The following is a 6,495-nucleotide window of genomic DNA, read 5'->3' on the forward strand; positions in this document are numbered from 1 at the left end:
CGCCGGCGGGGGCTCGGGCGCGGCCGTCACGGACGTCGTCGCGGTGGCGCCGTCGTCGTCGGTGACGGTCAGGGTCACGGTCCGCTCACCGGGGGCGGCGTAGGTGTGCTGGGTGCTGGCGCCGGTGGTCGTGACGATGCGCACGCCCGGCGACGACGACGACCTCGCCCTCGGCTTCCTGCTCACCGAGGGGCTGCTGCCCGGCCCGGCGGCCGTCGCGCGCACCACCGCGTGCGTCGACGTCGACGCCGGCGGGCGTCCCGTCGTCGGGTCGCTCGAGCTGGCCCTCGCCGACGGCGTCCCCGCGCCCGACCTCGAGGGCCGTCGGACCTTCGGCATGACGTCGGCCTGCGGGGTCTGCGGCTCCGCGAGCGTGGACGCCGTGCGCGCCCGGACCGGGGCGAACCTCTTCCGCGACGACGTCGTCGTGGACGCCCGCGTGCTCGCCGCGCTGCCCGACCGGCTGCGGGAGGCCCAGCGCGTCTTCGACCGGACCGGCGGCCTGCACGCCGCCGGGCTCGCGACGGCCGACGGCGAGCTGCTCGTCGTGCGCGAGGACGTCGGGCGGCACAACGCCGTCGACAAGGTCCTCGGGCGAGCCGCCCGCGACATCGGCTGGCCCCTGCGCGGCCACGTGCTCGTCGTGAGCGGCCGCGCGTCCTTCGAGCTCGCGCAGAAGGCCTGGATGGCCGGGGTGCCGGTGCTGGCCGCCGTCTCGGCGCCCTCGTCGCTCGCCGTGCAGCTGGCCCGCGAGGCGGGCATGACGCTCGCCGGGTTCGTGCGCCCCCCGACGCTCAACGTCTACACCGGCGCCCAGCGCGTCCGCACCGGCGCCTGAGGCCTCCGCGCCCCGGCGGCGCTCCCTCCCTCGCGAGCGGAAGAAGGCTACGAAGTCCGCCGCTGGGCGCCGCCAGGACAGAAGAAGGCTACGAAGTCCGTCGTCGGGCGCCCCCAGGACAGAAGAAGGCTACGAAGTCCGCGGGCGGGGCGGCTCAGCCGCGGACGAAGGACAGCCGGACGGTCCGGTCGGCGTTGTCGCGGTTGGTGTCGACGAGGCAGACGCTCTGCCAGGTGCCGAGCGCCGGCCGCCCGTCGAGCACGGGCAGGACGAGCGAGGGGCTGACGAGCGCCGGCAGCACGTGGTCGCGCCCGTGGCCGGGCGAGCCGTGCGCGTGGCGCCACCCCTCCCCCTGCGGGCCCGCCGCCGGCAGGACGTCGCGCAGGGCCCGCAGCAGGTCCTCGTCGGAGCCCGCGCCCGTCTCGAGCACCGCGACGCCGGCGGTCGCGTGCGGCACGAAGACCGACAGCAGGCCCTCCGCCGCTCCCCAGTCGTCGAGGGCCTCCTCGACGCGCGCGGTGAGGTCCACCACGCGCTCGTCGCCGCCCGTGCGCACCGCCAGCGTCGTCGTCTCCACCCGTCGATGACAGCGCAGCGGGGCCCCCCGCGCACCCGCTGACGCACGCGCGGGCGGCCCCGCCCCCGCCCCGGGACGTCCCGGCGCGCACCTGATGTGACGCGGCCGCCCGCGGCGCGCGAGGATGGAGCCGCCGCGGGCGACCCCAGCACCGCGGTGTGCGGCCGAGCGGGCCGCGGTCGACGTGCTGGTGCCGCGAGCGCCGGCGGACGAGACGGAGATGCTTCAGTGGCAGGACGCGACGACGCCGGTCCCACCCGGAGCGGCATGCCCTCCCAGGTGCCGGACATCGACCCGGAGGAGACCCAGGAGTGGCTGGACTCCCTCGACGGGGCGGTGGACGAGCGGGGTCGCACGCGGGCCCGCTACCTCATGCTGTCGATGCTGCAGCGCGCGCGCGAGCGCGGCGTCGGGGTGCCGACGCCCGTGACGAGCGACTACGTCAACACCATCGGACCCGAGCAGGAGCCGTGGTTCCCCGGTGACGAGGAGGTCGAGCGCCGCTACCGCGCCTGGCTGCGGTGGAACGCCGCCATCCAGGTGCACCGCGCGCAGCGCCCCGAGATCTCCGTCGGCGGGCACATCTCGAGCTACGCCTCCTCGGCCACGCTGTACGAGGTCGGCTTCAACCACTTCTTCAAGGGCCACGACGGCGGGACGCCCGACCAGGTCTACATCCAGGGCCACGCCTCCCCCGGCGTCTACGCCCGCGCCTTCCTCGAGGGCCGGCTGTCCGAGACCGACATGGACGGCTTCCGGCAGGAGCTGACGGCGAAGGGCCGCGGCCTGCCGAGCTACCCGCACCCGCGGCTCATGAAGGACTTCTGGGAGTTCCCCACGGTGTCCATGGGCCTCGGCCCGATGAACGCCATCTACCAGGCGCAGTCGAACAAGTACCTCACCGCGCGCGGCATCAAGGACGTCTCCTCGAGCCACGTCTGGGCCTTCCTCGGCGACGGCGAGATGGACGAGCCCGAGAGCCGCGGCCTGCTGCAGGTCGCCGCCAACGAGGGCCTCGACAACCTCACCTTCGTCGTCAACTGCAACCTCCAGCGCCTCGACGGGCCGGTGCGCGGCAACGGCAAGATCGTCCAGGAGCTCGAGTCCTTCTTCCGCGGCGCCGGCTGGAACGTCATCAAGGTGCTGTGGGGCCGCGAGTGGGACCCGCTGCTGGCGGCCGACCGGGACGGCGCCCTCGTCAACGTCATGAACCAGACGCTCGACGGGGACTACCAGACCTTCAAGGCCGAGTCGGGCGCCTACGTCCGCGAGCACTTCTTCGGCCAGGACCCGCGCACCCGCAAGCTCGTCGAGGGCTACAGCGACGACCAGCTCTGGGGCCTCAAGCGCGGCGGGCACGACTACCGCAAGGTGTACGCGGCCTACAAGGCGGCCACCGAGCACACCGGCCAGCCGACCGTCATCCTCGCCAAGACGGTCAAGGGCTACGGGCTCGGCTCGCACTTCGAGGGCCGCAACGCGACCCACCAGATGAAGAAGCTGACGATGGAGGACCTGAAGCTCTTCCGCGACAGCCTGCGCATCCCCATCTCCGACAAGGCGCTGGAGGACGACCTCTACCGCCCGCCGTACTACCACCCGGGCGAGGACGCCGAGGAGATCCAGTACCTGCGCGAGCGGCGCCAGAAGCTCGGCGGGCCGCTGCCGGCGCGGCGGACGACGCCGCACACGAGGCTCGAGCTGCCCGGCGACGACGCCTACAAGGTGCTCAAGCGGGGCTCGGGCAAGCAGACGATCGCCACGACGATGGCCTTCGTCCGCCTCCTCAAGGACCTCATGCGGGACAAGGAGCTCGGCCGCCGCGTCGTGCCGATCATCCCGGACGAGGCCCGCACCTTCGGCATGGACTCGTTCTTCCCGACGGCGAAGATCTACAACCCGAACGGGCAGAAGTACCAGTCCGTGGACCGCGAGCTGATGCTCGCGTACAAGGAGTCCGAGTCCGGGCAGATCGTCCACGCGGGCATCAACGAGGCCGGTTCCGTCGGCGCCTTCACGGCCGCCGGCACCGCCTACGCCACGCACGGCGAGGCCCTCGTCCCGGTCTACGTCTTCTACTCGATGTTCGGCTTCCAGCGCACGGGCGACAGCCTGTGGGCCGCGGGCGACCAGATGGCGCGCGGCTTCCTCCTCGGCGCGACGGCGGGCCGGACGACCCTCACCGGCGAGGGGCTGCAGCACGCGGACGGCCACTCGCCGCTGCTGGCCTCCACCAACCCGGCCGTCGTCTCCTACGACCCCGCCTACGGCTACGAGATCGGCCACATCGTCCGAGCCGGCCTCGAGCGGATGTACGGCGAGGGCCCGAAGGGCACGGACGCCGCCGGGCACGACGTCGACCCGAACGTCATGTACTACATCACCGTCTACAACGAGCCGATGGTGCAGCCGGCCGAGCCCGAGGGGGTCGACGCCGAGGGGATCGTCCGCGGCATGCACCTCGTCTCCCCCGGGCACGAGGGCGACCGGCCGCGCGTGCAGCTGCTCGCGTCGGGCGTCGGGGTGCCGTGGGCCCTCGAGGCGCAGGAGCTGCTGGGCTCCGACTTCGGGGTCGACGCCGACGTGTGGTCGGTGACCTCGTGGGGCGAGCTGCGGCGCGACGGGCTCGCCTGCGACGCCTGGGCGTTCGAGCGGCCCGGGACCGACGAGGAGGCCCCCACCCCCTTCGTCACGCAGAAGCTCGCCGGGCGGCGCGGGCCCGTGGTCGCGGTGAGCGACTACATGCGCTCGGTGCAGGAGCAGATCCGCCCCTGGGTCCCCGCGGACTACACCGTCCTGGGTGCCGACGGCTTCGGCCTGTCGGACACCCGCGCGGCGACCCGCCGCCACTTCCGCATCGACGGGCCGTCGATGGCCTACCAGGCGCTCGTGCGCCTGGCTGCGCAGGGCGAGGTGGCGAAGGACGCACCGGCGAAGGCCTACAGGGCGTGGAAGCTCGACGACGCCAGCGCCGGCACCTCCGGCACCGCGGGCGGCGACGCCTGACCCCCTGACCGCCGAGGACGGGCCCGCACCCCTCGGGGGTGCGGGCCCGTCGTCGTCCTTCAGCGCTCCTCGTAGGAGTGCGCTCCTCCCAGCCGAGTGGACGCTCCCGCGCGGACGAGCCCGCCCCGGGTGGGGCGAACAGGCGACGACTCGCCCACGCGCGTGCCTCTCCGAGGGCGAACAGGCGACGACTCGCCCTCGCACCCGCGTCAGGACCCCGCCCCCGCGCGGCGTCGCTCCGCGGTCGGACGACGAGAGGCCGCCACCCCACGGGGTGGCGGCCTCTCAGCGGTGGCGGGCCGGCAGGGCCGGCTCTCGTCCGGTGCGACGACGGGTCAGTGCCCGCGGTCGCCCTCCGCGCCGGCGATGACGCGCTCGAGCTCGGCCCGGACGACCTCGACGCGGGCGGAGTCGGGGTGCGCCGACAGCGCCTCGAGGTGGCGGCGCGCCTCCCCCACGCGGCCGGCCTCGACGGCCGCGTGGACCAGCTGGCTGCCGGCGTCGATGCGGTGCTCGCGGGGGCGCCAGTGGCCGACGCCGAGACCCAGGGCGTCGCCCGGCAGGCCCTCCTCGCGCAGGATCGCCAGCGCGCTGGCGAGGGCGCCGCCGGACGGGTCGCGCTCGGCCGCCGTCGACAGCCGGCGCATGGCGCCCTCGCGGTCGTCGTGGATCGAGAGGCGGCCCAGCTCGAGCAGCGGGTACCAGGCGCGGCTGCTGCCGGCCATCTCCTCGGCGAGCGCCCAGACGGCGTCGTCCTCGGCGCGGCGCGGGTCGTCCTCGGTGTGCCCCTCGGCCGCGCGCCTCCGGACGATCCCCGCGAGCTCGGTGAAGGCGCTCTCGTCGTTCGGGTCGTCGTGCAGGCGAGCGCGCAGCGCGTCCTCGCGACGGTCGTCCGAGTGCCCGTGGCCACCGGACCGCTTGGCCGTGGGGTCGGCGCGCTTGCTCGCCGGCGTGAGGCGCGACGGGGTGCTGCCCGCGACACGGCGGCGGAGCTTGTCGAGCAGGCTCATGCGGTCCTTCCGTCGGTGTGGCGGACCGCGCGTCGAGCTGTGCGCCGGACCTCCGGACGGCTTCGACCCTAGCCCTCAGCCGCTCCCGCGGCACGCCGCCGCGCCCTCCCGCGGGCTCCGCGGGGCCTCGTACGATCGGCGGCCGTGACCGAGGGAGCGCCCGAGCGCCGCCGCGCGCGGCGCGCCGAGCCCTCGGCCGACGACGTCGCCCGGCTCCGCGCGGCCACCGGGCTCCTCTCGACGGCGGCCCTGCGGCACCTCGACGAGGCGCTGCCCTGGTACGGCTCGATGTCCGCCGAGGACCGCTCCTGGGTCGGGCTCGTGGCGCAGGCGGGCATCGGCGCCTTCACCGCCTGGTACTCCGACCCCGAGGCGCCGCTCGCCGTCACCGCGGACGTCTTCGGCAGCGCCCCGCGCGAGCTGACCCGCGCCGTCACGCTGGCGCAGACCCTCGAGCTCGTCCGGGCCGCCGTCGACGTCGTCGAGGACCACGTGGACGAGGTGGCCGCCCCCGGGCGCGAGCAGCACCTGCGCGAGGCGGTGCTGCGCTACTCGCGCGAGGTGGCCTTCGCGGCCGCGCGGCTCTACGCCGGCGCCGCCGAGGCCCGGGGCGCCTGGGACGCCCGCCTCGAGGCGCTCGTCGTCGACGCCGTCGTGCGCGGCGACGTCGACGACGGCGTCCGGTCCCGGCTGTCGGCGCTCGGGTGGGGCCGCCCCGCCGTCGTCACGGTCGTCGTCGGCTCCGCGCCGGCCGGGTCGCCGGAGGACGTCATCGCCCGGCTCCGGCGGGCGGCGCGCGCGTCCGCGGACGACGCCCTCGTCGGCCTCCAGGGCGAGCGCCTCGTCGTCCTCCTCGGCCTGTCCTCCCGCCCGCGCCGAGGTCCTGACCGGGGCACGCCGGAGGACGGCTCCGCGGCCGCCCGGAGCACCGCCGCCGGGCGCGTCGACCTGCGGGCCGCGACCACCGCCCTCGCCCGCCTCTTCGGGCCCGGACCCGTCGTCGTCGGCCCCGCGGTGCCGGACCTGGCCGCGGCGGGCGCCTCGACCCGCGCCGCCCTGTCGGG

General features: G+C 75.6%; 4 protein-coding genes and 2 pseudogenes. 3 read left to right on the forward strand and 3 right to left on the reverse strand.

All coding sequences use genetic code 11. From position 1 onward, the window contains the following. A partial coding sequence (locus HLB09_RS20400) for a PKD domain-containing protein (protein WP_409373001.1) occupies window positions 1-228 on the reverse strand: 228 nt, incomplete at its 3' end. Between HLB09_RS20400 and fdhD the strand changes: the two are divergent. Beyond that, window positions 122-838: pseudogene (gene fdhD / locus HLB09_RS11310) on the forward strand (formate dehydrogenase accessory sulfurtransferase FdhD); the annotation flags it as partial. The gene HLB09_RS20400 and the pseudogene fdhD sit on opposite strands and share 107 nt — an antisense overlap. A gap of 154 nt (window positions 839-992) precedes the next feature. Here fdhD and HLB09_RS11315 read toward each other — a convergent pair. Continuing rightward, the gene (locus HLB09_RS11315) at window positions 993-1,415 is read right to left on the reverse strand and encodes a YjbQ family protein (protein ID WP_171203477.1); all 423 of its coding nucleotides are present in this window, start codon (window positions 1,413-1,415) and stop codon (window positions 993-995) included. A 267-nt stretch (window positions 1,416-1,682) separates the two neighbouring features. On the opposite strand from HLB09_RS11315, the gene aceE reads away from it, so the two are divergent. Beyond that, window positions 1,683-4,421, forward strand: coding sequence for a pyruvate dehydrogenase (acetyl-transferring), homodimeric type (gene aceE / locus HLB09_RS11320; protein WP_171203478.1), 2,739 nt, complete (start codon window positions 1,683-1,685; stop codon window positions 4,419-4,421). Between the two features lie 335 nt (window positions 4,422-4,756). Here the strand turns inward: aceE and HLB09_RS11325 are convergent, their stop codons facing one another. Continuing rightward, the gene (locus HLB09_RS11325) at window positions 4,757-5,431 is read right to left on the reverse strand and encodes a hypothetical protein (protein ID WP_171203479.1); all 675 of its coding nucleotides are present in this window, start codon (window positions 5,429-5,431) and stop codon (window positions 4,757-4,759) included. A 144-nt stretch (window positions 5,432-5,575) separates the two neighbouring features. On the opposite strand from HLB09_RS11325, the pseudogene HLB09_RS11330 reads away from it, so the two are divergent. Beyond that, window positions 5,576-6,495, forward strand: a pseudogene (locus HLB09_RS11330) (PucR family transcriptional regulator); the annotation flags it as partial.

Source organism: Pseudokineococcus marinus (genome assembly GCF_013004605.1).
Classification (GTDB): domain Bacteria; phylum Actinomycetota; class Actinomycetes; order Actinomycetales; family Quadrisphaeraceae; genus Pseudokineococcus; species Pseudokineococcus marinus.

Coding starts and splice junctions, on each gene's coding strand:
- HLB09_RS11325 (WP_171203479.1), bottom strand. CDS start 5,431: ATGAGCCTGCTCGACAAGCTCCGCCGCCGTGTCGCGGGCAGCACCCCG.
- aceE (WP_171203478.1), top strand. CDS start 1,683: ATGCCCTCCCAGGTGCCGGACATCGACCCGGAGGAGACCCAGGAGTGG.